Annotated in this window: 16 protein-coding genes; 11 read left to right on the forward strand and 5 right to left on the reverse strand. The window is 71.8% G+C overall.

Annotated features, from left to right (window positions below; translation table 11 throughout):
* Positions 1-83: 83 nt before the first annotated feature.
* Complete coding sequence (locus tag AAHG03_RS08045) at positions 84-2,870, reverse strand: [protein-PII] uridylyltransferase (protein ID WP_342150041.1); 2,787 nt, start codon at positions 2,868-2,870, stop codon at positions 84-86.
* Between the two features lie 165 nt (positions 2,871-3,035).
* Here AAHG03_RS08045 and AAHG03_RS08050 point away from each other — a divergent pair, with 165 nt between their 5' ends.
* The 3 genes from AAHG03_RS08050 (at position 3,036) to AAHG03_RS08060 (ending at position 5,541) form a co-directional block, all read left to right on the forward strand.
* A complete protein-coding gene (locus AAHG03_RS08050; RefSeq protein ID WP_342150043.1) occupies positions 3,036-4,010 on the forward strand; it encodes an aliphatic sulfonate ABC transporter substrate-binding protein in 975 nt (324 codons plus the stop codon).
* Positions 4,011-4,014: 4 nt separating this feature from the next.
* Entirely contained in the window at positions 4,015-4,647 is a 633-nt protein-coding gene (locus AAHG03_RS08055) for a LysE family translocator (protein WP_342150044.1), read from the forward strand.
* A gap of 66 nt (positions 4,648-4,713) precedes the next feature.
* Positions 4,714-5,541, forward strand: coding sequence for an ABC transporter permease (locus AAHG03_RS08060; protein WP_342150046.1), 828 nt, complete (start codon positions 4,714-4,716; stop codon positions 5,539-5,541).
* Between the two features lie 244 nt (positions 5,542-5,785).
* On the opposite strand, the gene AAHG03_RS08065 is transcribed toward AAHG03_RS08060, so the two are convergent.
* Complete coding sequence (locus AAHG03_RS08065) at positions 5,786-7,783, reverse strand: methyl-accepting chemotaxis protein (protein WP_342150047.1); 1,998 nt, start codon at positions 7,781-7,783, stop codon at positions 5,786-5,788.
* A 173-nt stretch (positions 7,784-7,956) separates the two neighbouring features.
* On the opposite strand from AAHG03_RS08065, the gene AAHG03_RS08070 reads away from it, so the two are divergent.
* The 6 genes from AAHG03_RS08070 to AAHG03_RS08095 all read left to right on the forward strand — a co-directional run bounded on the left by AAHG03_RS08070 (position 7,957) and on the right by AAHG03_RS08095 (position 13,750).
* A complete protein-coding gene (locus AAHG03_RS08070) occupies positions 7,957-8,736 on the forward strand; it encodes an ABC transporter ATP-binding protein (RefSeq protein ID WP_342150285.1) in 780 nt (259 codons plus the stop codon).
* Positions 8,737-8,799: 63 nt separating this feature from the next.
* Positions 8,800-9,309: an OsmC family protein gene (locus AAHG03_RS08075; protein ID WP_091946695.1), complete on the forward strand. Its 510-nt coding sequence runs from the start codon at positions 8,800-8,802 to the stop codon at positions 9,307-9,309.
* Between the two features lie 138 nt (positions 9,310-9,447).
* Positions 9,448-10,137, forward strand: a complete 690-nt coding sequence (locus tag AAHG03_RS08080; RefSeq protein ID WP_342150048.1) for a response regulator transcription factor — start codon at positions 9,448-9,450, stop codon at positions 10,135-10,137.
* Complete coding sequence (locus AAHG03_RS08085) at positions 10,134-11,552, forward strand: sensor histidine kinase (protein ID WP_342150050.1); 1,419 nt, start codon at positions 10,134-10,136, stop codon at positions 11,550-11,552. Before AAHG03_RS08080 ends, AAHG03_RS08085 begins: the two co-directional genes overlap by 4 nt.
* A gap of 393 nt (positions 11,553-11,945) precedes the next feature.
* Positions 11,946-12,284: a hypothetical protein gene (locus tag AAHG03_RS08090; protein WP_342150053.1), complete on the forward strand. Its 339-nt coding sequence runs from the start codon at positions 11,946-11,948 to the stop codon at positions 12,282-12,284.
* Positions 12,281-13,750, forward strand: a complete 1,470-nt coding sequence (locus AAHG03_RS08095; RefSeq protein WP_342150054.1) for a methyl-accepting chemotaxis protein — start codon at positions 12,281-12,283, stop codon at positions 13,748-13,750. Before AAHG03_RS08090 ends, AAHG03_RS08095 begins: the two co-directional genes overlap by 4 nt.
* Before the next feature lie 28 nt (positions 13,751-13,778).
* Here the strand turns inward: AAHG03_RS08095 and AAHG03_RS08100 are convergent, their stop codons facing one another.
* Together AAHG03_RS08100 and AAHG03_RS08105 are read right to left on the reverse strand one after the other, a co-directional pair.
* Positions 13,779-14,267 (reverse strand): DUF302 domain-containing protein, encoded by a 489-nt coding sequence (locus tag AAHG03_RS08100; RefSeq protein ID WP_342150055.1) that lies wholly within the window; start codon positions 14,265-14,267, stop codon positions 13,779-13,781.
* A 40-nt stretch (positions 14,268-14,307) separates the two neighbouring features.
* Complete coding sequence (locus tag AAHG03_RS08105) at positions 14,308-15,225, reverse strand: alpha/beta fold hydrolase (protein ID WP_342150057.1); 918 nt, start codon at positions 15,223-15,225, stop codon at positions 14,308-14,310.
* Positions 15,226-15,358: 133 nt separating this feature from the next.
* Here AAHG03_RS08105 and AAHG03_RS08110 point away from each other — a divergent pair, with 133 nt between their 5' ends.
* Together AAHG03_RS08110 and AAHG03_RS08115 are read left to right on the forward strand one after the other, a co-directional pair.
* Entirely contained in the window at positions 15,359-16,315 is a 957-nt protein-coding gene (locus AAHG03_RS08110; RefSeq protein WP_342150059.1) for a GlxA family transcriptional regulator, read from the forward strand.
* Positions 16,316-16,434: 119 nt separating this feature from the next.
* A complete protein-coding gene (locus AAHG03_RS08115; RefSeq protein WP_342150060.1) occupies positions 16,435-19,968 on the forward strand; it encodes an AsmA family protein in 3,534 nt (1,177 codons plus the stop codon).
* A gap of 131 nt (positions 19,969-20,099) precedes the next feature.
* Here AAHG03_RS08115 and AAHG03_RS08120 read toward each other — a convergent pair whose 3' ends face one another.
* Positions 20,100-20,987, reverse strand: a complete 888-nt coding sequence (locus tag AAHG03_RS08120) for a 3'-5' exonuclease (RefSeq protein ID WP_342150061.1) — start codon at positions 20,985-20,987, stop codon at positions 20,100-20,102.
* Positions 20,988-21,001: the final 14 nt, after the last annotated feature.

Below are 21,001 nucleotides of genomic sequence, written 5' to 3' on the forward strand. Positions count from 1 at the left end.
ACCGTCGCGGCCAGTCGTGGATTCCGGGTTCTCGCCTGCGACGAGCCCCGGAATGACGGGGGTGGGTTAGCGGCCCAAAGAACCTACTGCTCCCGCGGCGGCGGTGAATCTACCAGCGCGTCCAGCCCCTCCGCCCTGAGCGCCGCCACGTCGCTGGCAAACACCTCCATCACCGCGGCGCGGATCGTGGCCAGCCGGTCGGGCTGCATCACGCGGGTGCCGGTGAGGTCGGTCACGTAGAACACGTCCACCGCCCGCTCGCCGAAGGTCGCCACATGCGCCGAGGTGATGTTGAGGCTCAGGCGGTTAAGCGCCGTGGTCAGCTCGTAGAGCAGGCCCGGCCGGTCGAGGCCGGTGATTTCCACCACGGTCTCGCGGCTGGAGAGCGCGTTGTCAATCGACACGTCGGGCGGCACGAGGAAGGTCTTGGGCGGCTCCTTCGGGTGCTTGTCGGCCACGAGTTCGGCGATCTTGATCTCGCCCTTCAACGCGCGCTCGATCGCGGTGGCGATGCGCTTGGCGCGGCGCAGCTCGTCCTCGTCTCGCTCGAAGGCGCGGGAGATGAAGATCGAATCGAGGGCGAAACCGTCCGAGGTCGTGAAGATCTGCGCATCGACGATGTTGCCGCCCGCCGTGGCGCAGGCGCCGGTGATGATCGCCAAGAGCCGCGGATGGTCGGGCGAGTAAACCGTCAGCTCGGTCACGCCGCGCACCGGGTCTGTCTCGTAGGTGGTGGCGCTGGTGCGGTTCTCCTCCACGACGGTGCGCAGGAAGCGGGCGTTCTTGTACTGGCGCGTGCCGTCGACCTTAAGCCAGTAGGCCTGCCCGTGGCGCGCCGCGTAGGCGTCGAAGGTCTCGGCGTCCCAGTCGCCAAGCTGTTCGCGCAGCGCCATCTGGATGAGGCGCACCCGGTCGGTGCGGGCGATCTCGGAATGGCCGCCGGAGAGCACGACCTCGGTCTCATCGTAGAGGGTGCGCATCAGCGTGCCCTTCCACGCGGTCCAGACGCCGGGGCCGACCGCCTTGATGTCGGCGACCGTCAGGATCGCCAAGAGCTTCAGCCGCTCCAGGCTCTGGACGGTGCTGGCGAATTTCTCGATGGTCTTGCGGTCCGACAGGTCGCGGCTCTGGGCCGTCATCGACATCAGCAGGTGATGCTCGACGAGCCACGCAACCGTCTCGGTCTCGGCCTGGGAGAGGCCGAAGCGGGGCCCGAGCTTGCGGGCGATGGCCGCGCCCGCGATCGAGTGGTCCTCCGGCCGGCCCTTGGCGATGTCGTGCAGCAGGATCGCGACGTAGAGGGCGCGGCGGTTGTGGATCGTGTCGATCAGGCGGGAGGCCAGTGGATGCTCCTCGCGCACCCGGCCGGAATCGATCGCCGAGAGCACGCCGAGCGTGCGCAGCAGGTGCTCGTCCACCGTGTAGTGGTGGTACATATTGAACTGCATCATCGCGACGATGCGGCCGAAATCCGGGATGAACCGGCCGAGCACGCCGGCCTCGTTCATCAGGCGCAGGATCGTCTCGGGGGCGTTCTTCGAGGTGAGGATGTCGAGGAACAGGCGGTTGGCTTCCCCGTCGTTGCGCACCCCGTGGGTAATGAGCCGGAGCGAGCGGTTGGCGAGCCGGGTCGCGTCGGGATGGACCGGGAGGTTGTGCCGGTCGGCGAGCCAGAACATCCGGATCAGGTTGACCGGATCGCGCTCGAACGCGTCCTCGCCGCGCAGGTTCACCCGGCCGTTGTCGATCCAGAAATCCTCCGCCTCCATCGCGGTGGCGCGGAAGCGGTCGCGGAAGCGGCCGATCCAGCGGTCGAGCACCGGGGTGCGCTTGGCGTGGCGCGCCTCCAGCTCGGCGCAGACGATGGCCGTGAGGTCGCCGACATCTTTCGCGATGAGGAAGTAGGCCTTCATGAAGCGCTCGACGCCCGACAGCCCGCCGCGGGCGCCGTAGCCGAGGCGCTCGGCGATCTTCGGCTGGAGTCCGAACGACAGGCGCTCCTCCGGGCGCCCGGTGACGAAGTGCATGTGGCAGCGCACCCGCCACAGGAACTCGTCGCAGCGCTCGAACAATTTGTATTCGTCGGCGGTGAACAGGCCGGCATGGACCAGCTCGATCTGGTCGCGGACCCGGTAGGCGTATTTCGCGATCCAGAACAGGGTGTTGAGGTCGCGCAGGCCCCCCTTGCCGTCCTTGACGTTGGGCTCGACGAGGTAGCGCGAGGCGCCGGCCTTGCTGACCCGCCCATCGCGCTCGCGCAGCTTGGCATCGACGAATTCCGGCGCCGTGCCGATGACGAGCTCGGAATCGAAGCGCGTCACCAGCTCCTCGAACAGGGCGCGCGAGCCGAACAGGAAGCGCGATTCGAGGAGCGCGGTGCGGATCGTCATGTCGGCGCGGCCCTCGCGCAGGCATTCCTCGACCGAGCGGGTGGCGTGGCCGACCTTCAATTTCAGGTCCCACAGCACGTAGAGCATCGCCTCCACGACGCTCTCCGACCACGCGGTCTGCTTGTAGGGCAGCAGGAACAGCAGATCGATGTCCGAGCCCGGCGCCATCGTACCCCGGCCGTAGCCGCCGGTGGCGATCACCGAGAGCTGTTCGCCGGTGGAGGGGTTGTCGTTCGGGTAGAGCCGCCAGACCACCGCGTCGTAAATCGCGCGGACCACCGCGTCGGTGAGGCGTCTGATGCGTTTGGCGCAGGCGAGCCCGTCGCGCTCCTTCAGCAGGAGCCGCTCCGCGTCCTTGTGGCCGGCCTCCAGCACCTCACGGAGTTCGGGCACGAGCAGGCTTCGCAGCTTGGTCGGCTCGCGCGCATCGCGATCGAGGCCGTCGACGACCTTTTCCAGAGCGGTCACAGGATCGAACATGGCCGTTCCGTTAGCATGTTACGGGGCGTTCGGCAGCGGCGGGTTGTGCGCAGGGAACGCGTTCTGTTTTGCGAATTTTCGTTTGACGAAACGAACGCGGCTGTTCTAGCCATGCCGCGAGGGGCGCCGGCACGAACCGCGCCAGACCGTCAGGGAGAGAGCCGTATGCTGCACCGCCGCACCCTTCTGTCCGCATTCGCGGGCGTTCTCGGGCTGACGCTGGCGGCGCCCGCGGCCCGCGCTGCGGACCCGGCCGAGATCCGGCTCGACTGGGCGACCTACAATCCGGTCAGCCTCGTGCTGAAGGAGAAGGGCTTTCTCGAAGAGGCGCTGAAGCCCCGCGGCATCAAGGTGCGCTGGACCCAGTCGCTCGGCTCCAACAAGGCGCTGGAATTCCTCAACGGCGGCGCGATCGATTTCGGCTCCTCCGCCGGCGCGGCGGCTCTGCTCGCGCGCATCAACGGCAACCCGATCAAGGTGGTCTACGCCTTCTCGCGCCCCGAATGGACCGCCCTCGTCACCCGCAAGGACACGGGGATTTCCAAGCCCGCCGACCTCAAGGGCAAGCGCGTGGCGGTCACCCGCGGCACCGATCCGCACATCTTCCTGATCCGCGCGCTCCAGGGCGCGGGCCTGACCGAGAAGGACGCCAAGCTCGTCCTGCTCCAGCACGCCGACGGCCGCACCGCGCTGGAGCGCGGCGACGTGGACGCCTGGGCCGGCCTCGACCCGATGATGGCGGCCTCCGAGATCGAGGGCGGCGCCGTACTGTTCCATCGGAACGCGGCGGCCAACACCTGGGGCGTGCTCGACGTGCGCGAGGACTTCCTGAAGGAGCACCCCGATCTGGTGAAGACGGTGATCGCCGCCTACGAACAGGCCCGCACCTTCGCCCTCGCCAACCCGGATGCGCTCAAGAGCGCGCTGGTCAACGCCACGAAGCTGCCCGACGCGGTGATCGCCAAGCAGATCGAGCGCACCGACCTCAGCCAGCCGTCCGTCGGCCCGGCCCAGGCCGAGAGCATCAAGGCGGCGGGCGTGGCCCTTCAGCAGGCCGGCGTCGTGCCCGCCGGCACCGACGTGGCGGCGGCGGTGGATGGGTTGATCGACCCGCAGTTCAACCCGGCGCCGGGGCGCTGAGCCGATGCCCGACGCCGCCCATCTCGCCGCCTTCGCCCTGATCGCGCTCGGGATGGTGCTGACGCCGGGCCCGAACATGGTCTACCTCGTCTCGCGCACCCTGGTTCAGGGCAGGGCGGCCGGGCTGGTCTCGCTGCTCGGCGTCGCGGCGGGCTTCCTCGTCTACCTGCTCTGCGCGGCGCTCGGCCTCACCGCGCTCCTCGTCGCCGTGCCCTTCGCCTACGACGCGCTTCGGCTCGCGGGCGCGGGCTATCTGCTGTACCTCGCATGGCAGGCCGTGCGGCCGGGCGGCACCTCGCCCTTCGCCCCGCGCCGGCTCGCGCCCGACGGGCCGGGCCGGCTGTTCGCGATGGGGCTTCTGACGAACCTCCTCAATCCGAAGATCGCGGTGATGTATCTGTCGCTGCTGCCGCAATTCATCGCGCCGGAGCGGGGCGACGTGCTGGCGCAATCCCTGGCGCTCGGCTTCGTGCAGATCGCGACGAGCCTCGCGGTCAATGCCGGGATCGTGCTGGCGGCGGGTTCGGTCGCCGCCTTCCTCACCGGGCGCCCGCTCTGGCTGCGGGCGCAACGCTGGCTGATGGGCACGGTGCTGGCGGCGCTGGCGCTGCGGATGGCGACCGACGCCCGGCGCTGAGCCGTTTCGCGGCCCCGCTCCGGTGTGATAGCCCGCCCCGATGCCCGTTCTCCCCGACAGACTTGCATGAGCGGCCCCGCCCTCCTCACCGACGCCACCGCCGCACCCCGCCGCTCCGCTCTGCTGGGCGGGGGAGGGCGGGCCGTGCTCGGCCTTCTCCTGCCCGTGGTGCTCGCTGGCGCCTGGGAGATCGCGGTGGCGAGCGGGTTCGCCACCGGGCGCCTGCTGCCGCCGCCGAGCCGGATCGGGGCCGCGCTCTGGTCACTCGCGGCGTCCGGCGAATTGTGGATGCATGTCGAGGCGACGCTGATCCGCGTCGGGCTCGGCTTCGCCTTCGGGGCGGGCGCCGGCATCCTGATCGGCGCGCTCACAGCGACGCTCCCCCCGTTGCGCTGGCTGATCGATCCAAGCCTCCAGGCGCTGCGTGCGGTGCCCTCGCTCGCCTGGGTGCCGCTGTTCATCCTGTGGTTCGGCATCCTCGAGACGCCGAAGGTGGCGCTGATCGCGGTCGGCGTGTTCTTCCCGGTCTATGTCGGGGTCGCGGGCGCCATCGCCTCGGTTGATCGCAAGCTGGTCGAGGTCGGGCGCATCTTCCGCCTGTCGCGCCTCGCGCTGGCGCGGCGCATCCTGCTCCCCGCGGTGCTGCCCGCGACGCTGACGGCGCTGCGCACCGGGCTCGGCCTCGGCTTCCTGTTCGTGGTCGCCGCCGAGCTGATGGGCGCCTCGGAAGGCCTCGGCTACCTGCTGGTCGACGGTCAGCAGTTCAGCAAGCCCGACCAGATTCTGGCGGCGATCATCAGCTTCGCCGTCGTCGGCAAGCTCGCCGACACCGCGCTCGTCGCGCTGACGAACCCGCTGGTGCGCTGGCAGGACACGGCGCGCGACAGCCTTTGAAGGGGGTCCTCGCGTTCGCTCGGACCCTCCTCGTCATTGCGAGGCGAAGCCGAAGCAATCCAGGGCTCCGCACGCGCCGGAGGAGGCGCGCCCGTCACCGTTCCGTCGGCACGGTCTCGCCCTTTCCGAAGAGGTCGCGCCCTGGATTGCTTCGGCTCCGCCTCGCAATGACGGCGTGATCGACCCGGAATCGAAAAAACCCCGGCCGATGGACCGGGGCTTTCGAAGACCGAGGGTGCGCCGCTCACGCCGCTCGGATGGCCTCAAGGAAACCGTCCACCTCGCGCTTCACGCTCAGCGACTGCATCGACAGGTCGGCCGCCGCCGACAGCACCTGACCGGCGGCGTCGCCGGTCTGGACCGAGGAGGTGCGCACCCGCTCGATATGGGCGCTCACGTCCTGGGTGCCGCGGGCGGCCTCGGCGGCGTTGCGCGAGATCTCGTTCGTGGCCGCCGTCTGCTCGGCCACGGTGGAATGGATCACCCCGGCGATCTCGTTGATTGAGGCGATGGTGCCGCCGATCTGGCGCATCGCCGCCGCCGCCTTGGCGGTGGCCGACTGGATCGCCGCGATCTGACCCGAGATCTCGTCGGTCGCCCGGGCGGTCTGGCCGGCGAGTTCCTTCACCTCGGACGCCACCACCGCGAAGCCGCGACCGGCGTCGCCCGCGCGGGCGGCCTCGATCGTGGCGTTGAGGGCGAGCAGATTGGTCTGCGCGGCGATGCCAGAGATCAGCGTCACCGCGTCGCCGATGCGGCTCGCCGCCGCGTCGAGCTGGCTCATCGCGGCATCCGTCGCCTGCGCCTCGCGGCTCGCGCCGCCCGCGACCTCGCTGGAGCGCAGCACCTGCCGCTCGATCTCGCGCAGCGACGCCACCATCTCCTCGGCGGCCGCCGCGACCATCTCGACATTGCCCGCGGTCTCGCCCGCGGCCCCGCTCGACGCGTCGGCCTGATGGCTGGTGGCGTCGGCCACGCTCGTCATCGAGCGGGCGGTGGCGTCGAGTTCGGTCGCCGCCGCGGTCACGATGTCGAGCGAGCCGCTGATCGAGCGCTGGAACCCCTGGACCAGGGCATCGACGCGGTCGGCGCGGCGCTGGCGGTCGGATTGCTCGGCGACCTGCAGCGCTTCCAGTTCGATCCGGGCGAGCGCGTTCTGGCGGAAGACCTCCACGGCGCGGGCCATCTCGCCGATCTCGTCGGCGCCGCCGCGGCCCGGGACGACGATCTCGGTCTCGCCCGCGGCGAGCCGGTTCATCGCGCCGGTCATGCCGGCGAGCGGACGCACGATGCTGCGGGCGATGAGAACGGCGAGGCCGGCGCCGAGCGCCAGCACCAGCGCGATCAGGCCGAGTTGGACCGTCGCGGCGGTGTCGACGCTGGCCCGCGTCTCGGTGAGGATCTCGGCCATCCGGGCCTCGGCGATCTCGCGGGAGCGGCGGCCGACCGCCTTGATCTGGTCGGCCTTGGCCTTCACGCCGTCGGCGAAGGCGACGCGCCCGTCCTCGATCGCCGCGGAGGCGGCCTGGAAGGCGGCATCGTAGGCCGCGAGTGCGCCCTCGGCGGCCTTCAGCGCGGCAGCGAACTGCCCTTCCGAATCCGAGGCCCGCACGACCTTCAGGGCAGCTTGAGCCTTGGCGACGTTGTCCGCGAAGGTCTTGGGGCCCTTCGGATCGAGGGTGGCGAGGAAGCGCCAGTTGGCCACCCGCACCAGCAGCACGGCGGCCTCCGCCGACTGCACCTGGCTGAGCTGAGTCTGGCTGCCGTCCACGCGCACCTCGCGCACGAGGGCGCCGGTGAGCTTCGTCAGCTCGTCGCCGCCGGAGAACAGCCGCGCCCGCGTCTCGGCGATGGCGGTGCCGCTGCGGCCGAGCCGGTCGAGGTCGCCCTTCATCGTCTCGGCCAGCACGGTGATCTGGCCGTAGAGCTTGCGCCGCTCCTCGTTGATCGTGTTGCGCACCACCTCGCCGCTCAGCGTCAGGAGCTGTCCGCGGGTCGTCTCCATCGCCTGGAGCGTCTCGGGCTTGGGGTCGGCCCGGAAGTCGAGGGCCTCGGCCATGAAGCGCTCGGCCAGCCCGTTCACCGTGAACAGCTTGCGGGTGTTCTCCTCGATCCGCCCGCGGTTGTCGTACTGCTCCACCACGCGGCCGAGCCCGTGATAGGAGAACGCGCCGAGCGCGGCGCCCATCAGCATGAGGCTGCCGAAACCGGCGTAGAGACGATGGCGAAGGCCGAGCTTCATGGCAGGGGAACCGTCAAACCCGAAACGGGCATCGACTTAACCCATGACAAGTCCGGCATAAGGAGCGGTTAAAGCGGCGAACCACCGCGTGGTATCGCGGACACTATGGCCGTTTCGTCACTCCGTATCCCGGGCCTTGCCCCTGATAGGCTTCCGTGCATCGTCCTCCCGCCATGCTGAGCCTCCAGAGCCTGTCCAAGACCTATGCCGACGGCACCCGCGCCCTCGAATCGATCGATCTCGCCGTGCCGAACGCCGAGATCGTCGCGCTGATCGGCGGCTCCGGCTGCGGCAAGACCACGTTGCTGCGCCTGATCGCCGGGCTCGACCGGCCGAGCGCGGGCCGCATCGCCCTCGACGGCGAGCCGATCACCGGCCCTCATCCCGGCGTCGGGCTGGTGTTCCAGGAGCCGCGGCTGCTGCCCTGGCTCGATGTCGCCGGCAATGTCGGCTTCGGCATCTCCGATCTGCCCCGGCGCGAGCGGGGGAGCCGCGTCGCCCACGCCCTGGAGCGGGTGGGCCTCTCCGAGCATGCCGGGCGCTGGCCGCGGGAACTCTCCGGCGGGCAGCAGCAGCGGGTCTCGATCGCCCGCGCGTTCGTGGCCAACCCGCGGGTGCTGCTCCTCGACGAGCCGTTCTCGGCGCTCGACGCCTTCACCCGCAAGGACCTGCACCGGCATCTCCTGGCCCTGTGGGAGGAGGTGCGCCCGACGGTGCTCATCGTCACCCACGACGTCGGCGAGGCGGTGGCGCTCGCCGACCGGGCCATCGTGATGCGCCCCAAGCCCGGTCGCCTCGACGAGAGCGTGGCCCTCGACCTCGCCCGCCCGCGCGAGCCGTCCGCCCCCACGAGCGAAGCCGCCACGCGAAAGATCCTGGGGGCGCTCGACCGCTCGCTGCGCCCGCGCGACGCCGCGCGCACGCCGGAACTGGCCGGCGGCTCCTCGTTCTGAGCTGTCGCGCCCGCGCGAAACCCGTTAAGCGCAGCGCATCAAGAAACGAATGAGGAAAACCCCATGGACGCCAACGCCCTGCGCGCACTCCAGGCCCCGCTGAAGGGCCAGTACCGCGAGAACCCGGATTCCGCCGTCATCACCCTGAAGGCCAGGGGCGCGCTCGACGACGCCAACATCGCTTGCAAGGTCGAGACCGGCCGCGCGCTCGCGGTGGCGGGCCTGCACCCGGCGACCGGCGGCTCCGGCGCCGAACTCTGCTCGGGCGACATGCTGCTCGAGGCGCTGGTCGCCTGCGCGGGCGTGACCGTGAAGGCGGTGGCGACCGCGCTCGAAATCCCGATCAAGGCCGGCACCGTCAGCGCCGAGGGCGACCTCGACTTCCGCGGCACGCTCGGCGTGGACAAGGAGGCGCCGGTCGGCTTCCGGGCGATCCGCCTGAAGTTCGACCTCGACACCGACGCCCCGCAGGAGAAGCTCGACCAGCTCCTCAAGCTCACCGAGCGCTACTGCGTCGTGTTCCAGACCCTCAATCACAAGCCCGAGCTGACGGTCGGCGCCTCCCGCTCCTGAGCGCGCCACATTACATCGTAAGGCAACGGACTTGGTCCGTTGCCTTACGCCCGCGCGACGGCGCGGCGGCGGGCGTCCGCCGGACGCGCCGATCCCGACCCACGGTCGGGTTCGGCGCACATCATTGACCGAATCCCCATGCGCCTGCTCATCATCGAGGACGACCGCGAGGCCGCCGCCTACCTCACCAAGGCCTTTCGCGAGGCCGGCCACACCGTCGATCACGCGGACGACGGCCTCGACGGCTACGCGCTCGCCCGCGAGGGCGCTTACGACGTGCTCATCGTGGACCGGATGCTGCCCAAGCTCGACGGGCTCTCGCTGGTGCGCTCCCTGCGCGAGCAGGCCATCGCCACGCCGGTGCTGATTCTTTCCGCCTTGGGCCAAGTCGATGACCGGGTGAAGGGCCTGCGCGCGGGCGGAGACGACTACCTCCCGAAACCCTATGCCTTCTCTGAACTGCTCGCCCGCACCGAGGTGCTGGCCCGCCGCCAAGCCGGCCCCGCGGGCACGGCCGAGCCCACCGCCTACCGCGTAGGCGAACTCGAACTCGACCGCCTGTCCCACCGGGTCAGCCGGGCCGGCCGTGAGATCCCGCTCCAGCCGCGCGAGTTCCGCCTGCTCGAATACCTGATGCGCCATGCCGGCCAGGTCGTGACCCGGACGATGCTGCTCGAAAACGTCTGGGATTACCACTTCGACCCGCAGACCAACGTGATAGACGTCCACGTCTCCCGCCTGCGCGGCAAGATCGACCGCGGGTTCGAGCGGCCGATGATCCACACCGTGCGCGGTGCCGGCTACGTGGTGCGGACGGAAGAGCCGTGACGGCTCGGACCGAACCGCCCCGCGAAAGCCTGCGCGCCCGCCTCCAAAAGATCTTCCGCACGACGGCGTTCAAGCTGTCGCTCGCCTATCTCGTGCTGTTCGCGCTGCTCGCCAGCGTCGGCCTCGGCTACGTCGCCTGGAATGCGCGTCGCGTCCTCGACGACCAGATCGTCTCGACCATCGAGGCGGAGATCAACGGGTTGTCGGAGCAGTACACGGCGGGGGGCCTGCGCCGCCTCATCGCCGTGGTCGAGCGCCGCGCCAAGGAGCCCGGCGCCTCGCTCTACCTCGTCACCACGCCGGCCGGCGAACACATCGTCGGCAATGTCAGCCGCGTGCCCGTCGGTGTGCTGTCTTCGCCCGGCCAGTACGAGGGGCCCTACGGTCGCGGCGCGGAATCCGACCATGCCGAGCACCGGGCGATCATGCGGGTCTACACGCTCGCGGGCGGCTTCCGTCTGCTGGTCGGCCGCGACACCGAGGAGCGCGACCGCCTGCGCGACGCGATCGGCAACACCTTCGGCTCCTCGCTGGCGCTCGTCCTGGTGCTCGGCGTCGTCGGCGGCTGGTTCGTGGCGAGCCGGGTGCTCAAGCGCGTGGACGACATGACCGAGACCACCCGCACCATCATGGCGGGCGACCTCGACGGGCGCCTCAAGGTTTCGGGCAGCGGCGACGAGCTGGATCGGTTGGCGCAGAACCTCAACCTGATGCTGGAGCGCATCGGCGAGCTGATGCGCGGCATGCGCGAGGTTTCGGACAACATCGCCCACGACCTCAAGACCCCGCTGACCCGCCTGCGCAACCGCGCCGACGAGGCCCTGCGCACCGCGCGGACGCCCGACGACCTGCGCGCCGCGATCGAGGGCATCGTCGAGGACGGCGACGGGCTGATCCGGGTGTTCAACGCACTCCTCACCATCGCCCGGCTGGAGGCCGGCAGTACGCCTGAGCAGGCGGGCACGACCTTCGACGCGGGCGAGGTCGCGGGCGAGATGGCCGAGCTCTACGAGGCGCTGGCCGAGGAGCGCGGCCTGCATCTCCGCTTCACGGCCGAGCCGAACCTGCCGCTGCGGGGCAACCGTGAGCTGGTGGGTCAGGCGCTCGCCAACCTCATCGACAACGCCATCAAGTACGGCGAGGGCGGCGCCCCCGAGATCACGGTCGCGGCCCGGCGCGAGGGCGACCACGTGACCTTACGCGTCGCCGACCACGGCCCCGGCGTGCCGGAGGCCGAGCGCGCCCGCGTCCTCGACCGCTTCGTGCGCCTCGACGCCGCCCGCACCCGCCCCGGATTCGGGCTCGGCCTCAGCCTCGTCGCCGCTGTGGCGCGGATGCACGGCGGCCACTTGAGCCTCGGCGACAACGCGACGGGATTGATCGTCACCCTGACGTTGCCGGCGGCCGAAGTCTGAGAATTTTTTTCGCCCGGTCGATCCCCCCAAATCCCCTCATCCTGAGTGAGCGTCAGCTCAGCCTCGAAGGAGCCCTCCAGGGATCGCGCGACTTCTGGAGCCCTCCTTCGAGGCTGCTTCGCAGCACCTCAGGATGAGGGGTTTTGATGGGATCAGCCAGTCAAGCGAGCTCCGGCTGCGAAAAGCATACCGTCTGTCAACCGGCTGAAACTTCAAAAGTTTTCGGAAGACACCTTTGCAGCACCTGGCACGACGGCTTGGACCGCGCCCGACGACTGTCCGAAAGCGGACACAGCAGTAACGAAGCCTTAAGAAACCGGGCGAATAAAATATCTCATGCTGCGTTTCCGGCGGAACCTTTGCCGGATTGTGTCCTCGACTTGAGCCTGGGCCATGCCCGCACCCGTCGCCCCCCCTGAGCCCGCGCCCTGGCTGCTGCCGGGTGCCCTGCTCGCGGCCAGCCTGATGGCCTCCGTCTGGCTCGGCCTGCCGGCGGCGAAGGCGGGCGAGCCGGTCGCGGCGATCTTTCCGCCGTGGTGGAGCGCCGCCGAGCGCCTGTCCGCCGCCGTCGCGGCGGGCGGGGCCGTGCTCCGGGCCGGCCCGTCCGGCCTCGTCGTCGCGCAATCCGCAAGCCCCGGCTTCGAGGCCCGCCTGCACGCGGCGGGCGCGTGGCTCCTGTTCGATCCGAGAGGCCTCGGCCTCTGCACCCCCGCCGGAACTCGCCGACCATGACGACAGCCTCGCGCGATCTCGACAGCCTGCGCCGCGCGGCGAGCCGCGGGCTGATCGCCCTGATCTGGCTCCACGTGCCGCTGATCGCCGGCATCGCCCTGTGGCGCGGCGGCGGGGTGATGGCCGAGGCGCTGATGGCGCTCGGCCTCGCGGCGGTGGCGACCGCGACGTGGCGGATGCGCGGCGAGGTGCTCGCTACCCGCCTGACGGTCGCGGTGGCGCTGATCGGCATGGTCGCCCTGCTGCTCCAGGCGATGGCCGGCCATCCCTGGCAGCTCGACCTGCATATGTACTTCTTCGCCGCGCTCGCCGTGCTGTCGGTCTATTGCGACTGGCGCGTGCTGCTCGCGGCCGCCGGGGCCACGGCGCTGCACCACCTGACGCTGAACCTGCTGCTGCCGGCGGCGGTCTATCCCGACGGGGCCGATCTCGGCCGCGTGGTGCTGCACGCGGTCATCGTCGTGCTGGAAACCGCGGTGCTGGCGTGGCTCGCCGCCCAGCTCGTCGGGCTGTTCGCCCTCTCGGCCCGCTCGATCGCGGAAGCCGACGCCGCGCGCACCGCCGAGACCGAGGCCCATGCCCGCGAGATCGCGGGCGAGGCCGAGGCGCTGACCGAGCGCCGCCGCACCGCCGACGCGCTGGCCGAGCGGTTCGAGGGCAGCGTCGATCACCTCGTCCGGCAGGCCGCCGAGGCGGCCGCCCGCGTCCGCCTCTCCTCGCAGGATCTCTCGAACGCCGCGAGCGACACCGCGCAGCGGACGGCGGCCCTGTCGGCCGCCTCGCAGGAGACCGCCGACGACGTGCGCAGCGTCGCCGCCGCCGCGGGCACGCTCTCGGCCTCGGTGCGGGCGATCGGCGCCCACATGGCGCAGGCCGCCGAGGTGGCCGGCCGGGCGACCGGCGAGGCGGGCCAGACCGACGAGACCGTGCGCTCGCTGGCCGACGCCGCCCAGCGCATCGAGCAGATCGTGACGCTGATCGGCACCATCGCCGAGCAGACCAACCTGCTGGCCTTGAACGCCACCATCGAGGCCTCCCGCGCGGGCGCGGCGGGCCGGGGCTTCGCCGTGGTGGCGGGCGAGGTGAAGGCGCTCGCGGGCAAGACCGCGCGGGCGACCCAGGACATCGAGGCGCAGATCCGCGCGATCCAGGGCCAGACCGATCAGGCGGTGGCGGCGATCGCCCGCATCGGCGGCACCATCGGCGAACTCGACGCCATCACCCGCTCCGTCGCCGACGCGGTCGAAGGGCAGGGCGCGGCCACCCGCGCCATCGCCGAGAACGCCGAGCGCGCGGCGCGGCGCAGCGGCGAGGTCTTCTCCACCCTCGACGGCCTGACCCGCTCCGCCGACCTCACCGGCACCGCCGCGGCGTCCGGCCTCGACGCCTCCTCGCGGCTGGCCGGCGAGTGCGAGACCCTGGCCGACACGGTCCGCCGGTTCGTGGCGACCCTGCGGGCGGCGTGAGCGTCGTACCCCTCCGTCGAGACGCGGATCAGCCGGCGGCCTCCGCGAGAACCTTCTGAAGCTGCGCGTCCAGATCGCGGGCGACCGCATCGACCTCCGGCCGTCCGAACTGGCCGAAGGTGCTGGCCGGGCGGTCGTACTCGAACGCGACGCCGCCCGCTTCGTCCTCGCGCAGCAGCACCCGGATCGGCGCGTAGAGGGCGGCCGAGAGGACGTGCCGAGTCGTCCGCGCCGCCGTCAGCGGGTTGCCGATGTCGTACTGGACGGCCTTGCGCGTCAGCCCGGCGGTGAGCAGGAGGCCGCCATGGTCGCGGCTGCCGAAAATCGAGAGCGGCGCCTGCCGTTCGAGCAGATCGCGCGCCGCGTCCACGTTCCCGTCCCGCAGCAGTTCGGCATAGGCATGGTCGAGGGGCGGCACCGCAGCCTCCAGGGCGGCACGCACCGCCTCGAAGGACTTTTGCGACCGCAGCGTCACGTGCTCGACCGTGATGGGGGTCGAGGTCATCGGTTCGGACATGGATTCGACCTCTCTTCTCCGGGGGATGTCGCGCGGGCCGTCAGCCGACGGCCGAGAGCTTCGGCTTCACCGTCCGGGCGAGGATGATGTCGGCCCAGGCCTGGGGACGCTCCAGGGCGCTGAAATGCCCCGTCCGGTCGAGGGTCACGACCTCGGGCGAGGGCAGGGCGGCCGCCACGCCGGCGCGGTCGCGCAGGTTCGCCCAATCTCCGTCGCCCCAGACCAGCGTGACGGGCGCGGTGACGGAAGCGTAGCGGGCGCGGGCCGCGACGAAGCTCGGCAGCGCCTTGAGCAGCGCCCGAGCCGCCCTGCTGTAACCGGACCGCGCGCCGACCCGGGCGTACTCGTCCAACAGGTCGGCGGGCAGGCTGCGGGGATCGTGAAAACCGCCCTTCATGATGCCGCCGGTGATGGCCCGGTTCTCCAGAGCGGCGAAGACCGGTCCGACGACCGGCGCCCGCACGCTCTTGATGATGATGGAGGCCAGAAGGTTCGAGCGTTCCAGGCCCGGCAGATAATCGTAGGTGTTGAAGGCGAAGACCCGCTCGACCGCGTCGCCGAGTTCGGCGGCGAGCGAGAGCGAGAGCGTCGCCCCGATCGATTCGCCCGCCAGGATCGGACGCTCGATGCCGAGGGCGGCGATGAACTCTCTCAAGGCGGCCCGCAGGGTCGGCTCGTCCTTCGGGGCGTCGGGCTTCAGGTCCGACCAGCCGAAGCCGGTCAGATCGAGGGCGTAGACCGTGAAGTGCGGCGCCAGCAGCGGGATCACCCGCTGGAACAGGTCGAGCTGCGTGCGCACGGTGTGGGTCAGGACGAGGTTCGGCCCGCGTCCCGCCCGGACGTAGCGGAGGCGGGTCCCGTCCCGCAGGGTCGCGACGGCGATCTCCCCGGAGCCGAACCAGCGGCGCGTGTAATCCTGGGCCTCCTGGCCGAGTGCGGCGATGCTGGGCGTGGTCATGGGTACGGCTCCGGGGCGAGTGGTCCGGCGCGGGGTGTCGCCCACGCCTGTCGTGATCGAACCTAGACGCGCCCCGCCCTATCCCATATGTCGAACATCCAACGTTTTCGGACATTCGAGCCAGGGGTCTGCCGTGCCGTCCATCGGTGTCGTCCTGTTCCCCGGATTCCAAGTGATGAACCTCGCCCCCCTGACGGCGTTCGAGTTCGCCAACCTGGAACTCGGCCGCGACTTCTACGACGTGACGTTCCTGTCGGAAGGCGGCGGGCCGATCAGGACCTCCATCGGGATGGTCATCGACACCGAGCCCTTCTCGGGCCGGCGCTTCGACACGGTCCTCGTCGTCGGCTCGGTCAGGGTCGATGCCTCGCCCCCCGGCCTGATCGAGCGGTTGCGCGAGACGGCCTCGACCGCGCGGCGCGTGGCCGCGACCTGCACCGGGGCGTTCCTGCTGGCCGAGGCGGGCCTGCTCGACGGCCGGAGGGCCGCGACCCACTGGGCCCATGCCCGCGACCTGCAGCGGCTGCACCCGTCGATCAAGGTCGATGACGACCGCATCTTCGTCGCCGACGGCAACGTCTGGACCTCGGCCGGCATGACCGCCGGGATCGACCTGACGCTGGCGCTGGTCGAGGACGATCTCGGCCCCGAGATGTCGAAGGGCATCGCCCGGATGCTCGTCGTCTACCACCGCAGGACGGGGGGCCAGTCGCAGTTCTCCGCCCTGCTGGAGCTTCAGCCGCGCTCCGACCGGGTGCAGAAGGTCCTGGCCTATGCGCGGGCCAACCTGAGGAACGAACTTTCCGTCGAGGAACTGGCCGAGGCCGCCCGCCTCAGCCCGCGCCAGTTCAGCCGCATCTTCCGGGAGGAGACCGGCCAGTCGCCGGCGAAGGCCGTCGAGAACCTGCGCCTCGACGCCGCCCGGACCATGCTGGAAGACGGGCGGCATTCGCTGGACATGGTCGCGCAGGAGACGGGCTTCGCCGACCGGGAGCGGATGCGGCGGGCCTTTCTCCGGGCGTTCGGCCAGCCGCCGCAGGTCATCCGGCGCAACCTGCGCCACCACGCGGCGCCGGAGCCCGCCGTTTGAGCCGATGCGACCGTCAAGCTTGAGCTGCGATCCCGGCGCCGCCTGTGCTATGGCGGCCGGAGGGGTCGTATCGTCGCCAGGGCGACGGTCCCCCAAAAGGCGAGGCGAAAGCGAATTCGGTGCGTGACCTCCTGACCGCGCTCGCGGGCGTCGTCGTGCTGATCCTCGTGGCGGCGCTCGCGGTGCCGCCCTTCATCGACTGGTCGGGCCAGCGCGCGCTGATCGACCGGGCGATCACGCAATCCCTCGGCACCCCGGCCCGCAGCGAGGGCGCGGTCGATCTGCGGCTGCTGCCCTCGCCGCATCTGCGCCTCGACCGGCTGATCCTCGGCGCGGAGGACGGGCCGGCGCTCGACGCCCATGCGGTCGATGCCGAGGTCGCGCTGTCGCCGCTGCTCAAGGGCGAGGTGCGCTTCACCGCCACGATGATCGAGCGCGCCCGGATCACCCTGCCGGTGGCGCAGGACGCGCTGCTGCTGCCGCGCTCCGGCGAGGCGCCCCGCCGGGACGTGGTGATCGAGGCGTTGACCGTGCGCCGCCTCTCCGTCGCCACCGTCCACGACGGCGCCGCGCCGAGCGAGATCCTTGCCGCCGACGACGTGCGGCTGAAGGCGCCCGCGCTCGCCGGGCCGTGGCTCGCCGAAGGGATGGTGGCGGGCAGCCCGTTCCATCTGGCCACCGGCACCGTGAGCCCGGAGGGCGCGCTCGCCCTCAAGCTCACCGGCGGCGGCGACGCGCTGCCGCGGCTGGAGGCCGACGCGCGCCTCTCGTTCAAGCCGGAATCCATCGAGTCCCGCCGCGGTCTCGTGCCGGAGGCGGAGGGTTCGGCCCGGCTCACCGTCGGCCCGCCGGTCCAGGCCGCGGGCGATTACCTGCCGCTGACGCTCTCGGCCAAGTTCGAGGCCCGTGGCACCCACGTCACCGCCAAGACCGTCGAACTCGAACTCGACCCCGGCGGCAAGGCGGTGCGCCTCTCGGGCACCGGCCGGATCGACCTGCGCACGCCGCGTGCCGGGCTGGAGCTTCGCACCCGCCGGCTCGATCTCGACGGGCTGCTGCTGACGCCCGGCGGCCGGGCGCTGCTCTCGCGCGGCACGGGAAGCCTCGCGCCCTCGCTGCCGATGATGCTCGACCTCGATCTGCGGGCCGAGAGCGTGGCGCTCGGCCTCGACGACTGGTCGGAGGTGACCTTCCGCGGCACCTTCGACCGATCCGGCGGGCTGGTGCTGCGCCGCTTTTCCGGCACCGCGCCGGGCGCCGCCACGATCGCGGCGACCGGCGAGATCGACCTTTCGACGGCGGCCCGCTTCAACGGCCATATCGACGTCGCGGCGCGCAATTCCGAGGGGCTGGGGCGCTATCTCGGGCGGCTCGGGGCCGAGGAGGCGGTCGCCGCCCTGCTCGACGGACGGGCGCTGGAACTCGGCGCCGACGTGTCCTCCACCGCCGCCGACCTGTCGCTGCGCAACCTGCGCCTCGGGCTCGGATCGCTGAAGGTCACCGGCAACGCCGCCTACACCCGCCCGCAAGGCGACCGGCGCGGGCGGCTGGAGGCGCAGATCGCGGCGAGCGGCCTCGACATCGCCGAACTGCCGCCCGCGAGCCGCCTGATGGAGGGGCTCGACCGGCACGATCTCGGCCTGACCTTGAGCGCCCGCGACGTGCGCTACGGCGCCACCTCGGGGGCCGGCGGCACCATCACGGTGCGGCTGCAATCGGACGGGGCGAGCCTCGTCGTCGACAGCCTCGACATCGAGAACCTCGCGGGCGCCAGCGCGCGCCTCGCGGGCCGAATCGCCCCGGACGGCTCGGGCCGGATCGAGGGCCGGGTCTCGGCGCCGCGGGCCGCCCCGCTGCTGGCGCTGCTGGAGCGCGGCTACCTCGCCGAGGCGCGCCTCGTGCCGCCCGCCTTCCGCGAGGCCGGCCTCGACCTCGCCCTGACCCTGGAGCGCGAATCCGGCGAGGCCGATGCGCTGCGCGCCCAGGCCCGCGGCAAGGCGGGAGGGGGCGAGATCGAACTGTCGGCGCTCACCCGCGCGGGCCGGATCGACAACCTTTCGGCCAGCCTCGACACCCCGCGCGCCGGCCTGTGGTTCGGCCGCGACGACATCGCCGGGCTCCGCCAGCCCGCCCGCCTGCGCCTGACCGGCACGCGGGCCGCGGACGCCTGGACACCGGAGCGCGGCGCGCCGCCGCTCGCGGTCACGGCGGACGGCACGTTTCCGGGTTTCGGCCTCGCCACGCGCAAGCCGATCCTGATCGATTCCGCCGACCGGCCGCCGCTCGGCGGCGAGGTTACAATCGAGGGCGCCGACCTCGGCCCCGCCCTCGCGCTCGCCGGCGTGCCTGTCTCCGCACCCCTTCCGGCCGCGCTGACGCTCGCGCTGTCGCGCCGCACTGACGCTCCGCATCTCGACCTATCGGGTCGGGTCGCGAGCACCGATCTCACCGCGGGGCTCGACCACGGCCTGGACGGCGCGTGGTCGGGCTCCGCCACCCTCGGACAACTCGCGCTGCCGACGCTGACCGCGGCGCTGATCCTGCCGACCGACGCCCGCGGCACGCGCTTTACCCCGGCGCCGAGCCTGCCGCTGGCGGGCCTCGATCTGCGGGTCGGGCGGCTCGATCTCGGCCGCGGCTTCGTCGCCGAGGCCGCGACCTTCCGGCTCCAGCGCGAGGGCGACGCCCTGAAGATCGCCGACCTCGCGGCCGGCCTCGGCGGCGGGCGCATCGGCGCGAGCCTCACCCTGACGCGACCGGCCGGCGGAGCCGCCGTCGCGGGCGAGGCGCGGCTCGAGGGCGTGAGCCTGTCCCGCCTCCTCGACGGCGGACGCGTCGCCGCCACGATCTCGGGCGCTCTGCGCTTTAGCGCGTCGGGCGCGAACCCGGCCGCGCTCGCCGACGACCTTTCGGGCAACGGCGACATCCGCCTGTCCGACATCCGCCTGCCCGAGGCCGATCCCGCCGCCCTCGACCGGGCGCTGAACCGCGCGCTCGCCGAGGACGATCCGCTTCGCGACGGTCGCCCCCAGGCCCTGGTGACGGAAGAGTTTTCCGCCGCCCCGCTCATCGCCAAGGGGCCGGTGAGCGCCGCCGTGACGCTGGTCGGCGGCGTGCTGCGCTCCGCGCCGCTCACCCTCGATCTCGGCCCCGGCCGCTGGACCGGCACGGTCGCGGTCGATCTGCGCCATGGCAGCCTCGACGCCCGCGGCACGCTGACCGGCACGACCGCGCCCAAGGGCTGGTCCGGCGCGCCGCCCGCCGTACAGCTGGGTTTTTCCGGCCCGCTCGCCTCCCCCGAGCGCCGGGTCGATGCCGCGCCGCTGACGACCGGCCTCGCCGCCCTGGTGCTGCAACGGGAACTCGAAAAAATCGAGCTGTTCGACGCCGATGGCGCCGAGCGCCAGCGCCGCCGCGCCCGCATCGAGATGGACCGCACCCGCGCCGCCGCGGAAGAGGCCGCGCGACAGGCCAGGATCAAGGCGCAACAGGCCGCCGAGGAAGCGGCCAAGCGCCAGCGCGAGGCGGAAGAGGCAGCCCGCCGCCAACGCGAAGCGGAGGACGCCGCCCGCCGTGCGCGGCAGGAGGCGGAACCGACGCCGGAGGCACCCGCGCCGCCGCTCGACATCACGCCGCCAGGCGTGCGGCCGTAGTTTTTCGGGCGTTGGCTCGGCGCCTTTTTCGCCCCTTCCTCCCACCCAACCCCCTCATCCTGAGGTGCTGAGCGTCAGCTCAGCACCTCAGGATGAGGGGGTTGGGTGGGAGGGGCCGATGGGTGGCTCCCTCACGCCGCCGCTACGCCCTTCACCCGCACCGGCCCGACCGTGGCATCGCCGATACGCAGGCGCAGGCGTTCCACGTCGTCGGGGTTGTTGGAGATCAGATCGGTGATGTCGCCGTCCACCAGCGCGTCGACGTGGCGGCAGCGGCGGCGGTGGGTGCCGGCGGGGCAGGAGCAGCGCAGGTAGGGGCCGCCGGTGCTCTCCTCCAAGACGACGACGTAGCGGTTGCCGGTGCTGCCGCGCAGCGAGAAGCGCAGCTCCGCCGGGGCGGCGGCGACGCCCGCCACGCGCAGCGCGCGGGCCGAGGTCGAGCGCACGAGGTCGCGGCGCGGGGCGTTCACCGCGCGGATCGGCGTCAGCCCGAGGCCGCTCACGAGGTCGGGCACGTCGCGGGCGCCGGTCTCGCGTACGGCCGCGAGCGCGATCTCGGCGCAGGCATAGGCGTCCTCGCCCGCGTCGTGGTGCTCGAAGCGGATGCCGAGCCGGCCCGCGACCTTCGACAACCCGCAGCCCGCCGGATCGGGGAAGATGCGCCGGGCGATCTGAAGGGTGCAGTGGCCGGTGAGCGTCGGCACCGGCTCGCCGTAGGCCCCGAGCGAGGCGGCGAGCACGCCCATGTCGAAGCCGGCATTGTGGGCGAGCACGATGCCCCCCGCGAGGTCGGGCAGGAACGGCGCCATCGCCTCGGGGAAGGTCGGCGCGTCGCGCACGTCCGCCGGCAGGATACCGTGGATGCGGATGTTGCCGGGCGAGAACCGCATCTGCGGCGGCCGGATCAGACGGGATTCGCGCCGCACGACGCGGCCCCCCTCGATCCAGGCGAGCCCGACCGCGCAGGCGCTGTCGCGCCGCTCGTTGGCGGTCTCGAAATCGATCGCGACGACGCTCATCGGGGGAGATTAGG

The organism is Methylorubrum subtropicum, assembly GCF_038442325.1.
GTDB classification, from domain to species: Bacteria; Pseudomonadota; Alphaproteobacteria; order Rhizobiales; family Beijerinckiaceae; genus Methylobacterium; species Methylobacterium subtropicum.

Coding starts and splice junctions, on each gene's coding strand:
- AAHG03_RS08080 (WP_342150048.1), top strand. CDS start 9,448: ATGCGCCTGCTCATCATCGAGGACGACCGCGAGGCCGCCGCCTACCTC.
- AAHG03_RS08095 (WP_342150054.1), top strand. CDS start 12,281: ATGACGACAGCCTCGCGCGATCTCGACAGCCTGCGCCGCGCGGCGAGC.
- AAHG03_RS08070 (WP_342150285.1), top strand. CDS start 7,957: ATGCTGAGCCTCCAGAGCCTGTCCAAGACCTATGCCGACGGCACCCGC.
- AAHG03_RS08075 (WP_091946695.1), top strand. CDS start 8,800: ATGGACGCCAACGCCCTGCGCGCACTCCAGGCCCCGCTGAAGGGCCAG.
- AAHG03_RS08090 (WP_342150053.1), top strand. CDS start 11,946: ATGCCCGCACCCGTCGCCCCCCCTGAGCCCGCGCCCTGGCTGCTGCCG.
- AAHG03_RS08065 (WP_342150047.1), bottom strand. CDS start 7,783: ATGAAGCTCGGCCTTCGCCATCGTCTCTACGCCGGTTTCGGCAGCCTC.
- AAHG03_RS08055 (WP_342150044.1), top strand. CDS start 4,015: ATGCCCGACGCCGCCCATCTCGCCGCCTTCGCCCTGATCGCGCTCGGG.
- AAHG03_RS08050 (WP_342150043.1), top strand. CDS start 3,036: ATGCTGCACCGCCGCACCCTTCTGTCCGCATTCGCGGGCGTTCTCGGG.
- AAHG03_RS08105 (WP_342150057.1), bottom strand. CDS start 15,225: ATGACCACGCCCAGCATCGCCGCACTCGGCCAGGAGGCCCAGGATTAC.
- AAHG03_RS08120 (WP_342150061.1), bottom strand. CDS start 20,987: ATGAGCGTCGTCGCGATCGATTTCGAGACCGCCAACGAGCGGCGCGAC.
- AAHG03_RS08045 (WP_342150041.1), bottom strand. CDS start 2,870: ATGTTCGATCCTGTGACCGCTCTGGAAAAGGTCGTCGACGGCCTCGAT.
- AAHG03_RS08100 (WP_342150055.1), bottom strand. CDS start 14,267: ATGTCCGAACCGATGACCTCGACCCCCATCACGGTCGAGCACGTGACG.
- AAHG03_RS08060 (WP_342150046.1), top strand. CDS start 4,714: ATGAGCGGCCCCGCCCTCCTCACCGACGCCACCGCCGCACCCCGCCGC.